Source organism: Chamaesiphon polymorphus CCALA 037, from assembly GCF_003003845.1.
Classification (GTDB): Bacteria; Cyanobacteriota; Cyanobacteriia; order Cyanobacteriales; family Chamaesiphonaceae; genus Chamaesiphon; species Chamaesiphon polymorphus.
In genome coordinates this window covers 1-2,382 of the sequence record NZ_PVWO01000691.1, presented here as the reverse complement: position 1 = coordinate 2,382, position 2,382 = coordinate 1, and the positions used below count along the sequence as shown (strand labels likewise).

Genomic DNA, 2,382 nt, shown 5'->3' with positions numbered 1-2,382 from the left:
AATGGAGTAGGAACAAAGCGCACCTCTAAACCTTACGGTTTATGTGTTTCTTCATTCCTCTCCCCAAACCGGACGTGAGACTTTCACCTCATCCGGCTTTCCATCATTGTTACGTGCTTCGTCCATACGAAGGCGTTTGGACATGACAATCACGACAAAGAAGTTGAAGATTTTCCACCTCATCTTTACCCTTTGATTTTCGGGCTTTAACGTGGTGTAGATCCAAGTTAATCGTGCTCGAACACACTTGACACTTAGATCCTCTTTCAGCTTTAATTGTCTCCTTCAGTTCGCGCCATTGGGAGTTATTTGCGTTGCCCAGCCACACCTGTTCCGATAAAGGTAGGTCAGCTAGGGGTACCCCTGTCCGATACTCTCCCTGAATATAAGGATTTTCGGGAGAGCGAGAACGATATTTAGTTAATGGTAAATCACTCAGGCGATAGAGATAAAGAATCTTGTCACCGTTGCGAATACCCAAGTTAAATCTTCGACCTTCTTCGCGCAATTTATACATCTTGATGATGTGTTTGGGGGATAACTTGTGCCGTTTACAAAGCCATCGAAATAGCCGTTGATTGACCCAGAAGTCTAAATCCTTAGCAATTTCTTTAACATTGCAGTGACGATAATAGTTAATCCACCCTCTTAAAACTGCATTAAGGGCAGAGAATTTTAACAGGGGAGAATCTTGAAACCATTTCCGCTTGGTCATCTCCTTGATGGTCTGTTTGAACTTCTTAATGTTTTTCGGTGCAGGTGTGACCAACATTTTCGGTCGGTCGTGTCCGCTAACATAGCGTTGAATGTGAAAACCTAAGAAGTCAAAACCATCATTTACATGGGTAATGTGCGTTTTTTCTGGCGACAATTCAAGTTGGAGTTCTTCTTTGAGGAAGATACTGAATTCCTCCTTGAGTCTCATCGCTTCTGCTTTGCTGCCATTGGTCAGAAGTAACCAATCATCAGCGTAGCGAATTAAAGCACAATTTCCTTGGTGTCTGGTGCGGCGACGTTCCTTCTCTTTGCGGTCGAGGTTGCCATATTTCTGCCACCAATAGAGATCTAATTGGTGCAAATAAATATTCGCCAAAAGTGGCGAACAAATACCACCTTGCGGTGTACCGATATCGGTATGCTTGAACAGATGACCCTCCATGATTCCTGCTTTGAGAAAACTTTCTACCAGTTTCAGGAGACGATTATCGGCGATTCTCTTCGCCATGATTTTGAGCAGTATCTGATGATGAATACTGTCAAATGCCGCTTTGATATCTCCCTCAATTACCCAATAGTATTTGTTGCGACGATTGATGTAGCTATCTAATCTGGCGATGCAATCTTGGGTTCTGCGTTGTGGTCGAAAACCATTGGAGCAGTTAAGAAAGTCACTTTCATAGATTGGCTCTAACACCATCTTCAGCAACATTTGGACTGTTCTGTCCTTGAGTGTAGGAATACCTAGCGGTCGTTGTTTACCATTTGATTTCGGGATGTAAACGCGACGGACTGGCATCGGTCGGAATTGTTTGGTTTGTAATTCCGTCCGTAACGCATTCACGAATTCAGTTTTGGCTGATTCCGCTGCAAGCGTCTTTTTTGTGATGCCGTCGATCCCTGCCGTTTTAGCTCCCGTATTTGAGAGTACGGCGGTTAAGGCGGTTCTAATCCAATCTTCTCGACAAATGAGTCGATACAAATCGTCGAACTGATGTTCTGCTTGATGCTGTGCCTTGATGGCGAGACTATGTTGGGTTTTGATGATATCGGACATACGTTTTAGTCCTCTCTAATTCCCTTGACTTATCTCTAACAATGACTGCCATCCTTCGCCATGTACCAGACTATTTTCTGGCTCGGACTACTACGATGGCTCTGCCACACGATAACTACTTCAGTTGCAGTTAACCCAGTCTCAATCGACCAGTTATCGTGCTTCCTACGTTCATACAGTGGTACGTGATTGTCTAGCCTTAGACTTCCTCTTTACACCAATCGGATACAGACCTAGTATCCGCGACCACAGCCGATGGTTTATACCTCTATAACCAGAGCGGTTCAGTCCGAGTAAACAGACCTTTTCATCAGCAGCATAAAATACTGATTTACCTGTTGTCTCACGCCATCTCTGTTGTTTAACAGCGTGTCCAAGGTGACGGTGCTTCGGACAAGGATTCCTCTCGTAGTCATAGCTAGACTCAGGCTCGAAACCTCATGCTGTAACAGAGTGCCAGCATTTTGTCCCTTGTTTCCCAGGCTTCAAACAGGTTCTCACTCATTGTCCCCTGCCTGCTAGGTCAGCCTTAATACCTTGAGGTAGGTATTATCTCGTGGTTGTTTTGACTCACCTAGAGCATTACCACTGTACGCTTCGCAGCGCAC

1 protein-coding gene is annotated in these 2,382 nt (G+C 44.7%); it reads right to left on the bottom strand.

What is annotated here, in order from left to right; genetic code table 11:
• Positions 1–109: 109 nt before the first annotated feature.
• On the bottom strand, positions 110–1,774 hold the full coding sequence (gene ltrA, locus C7B77_RS28320) for a group II intron reverse transcriptase/maturase (protein WP_106312923.1): 1,665 nt from the start codon (positions 1,772–1,774) through the stop codon (positions 110–112).
• Between the last annotated feature and the right edge of the window lie 608 nt (positions 1,775–2,382).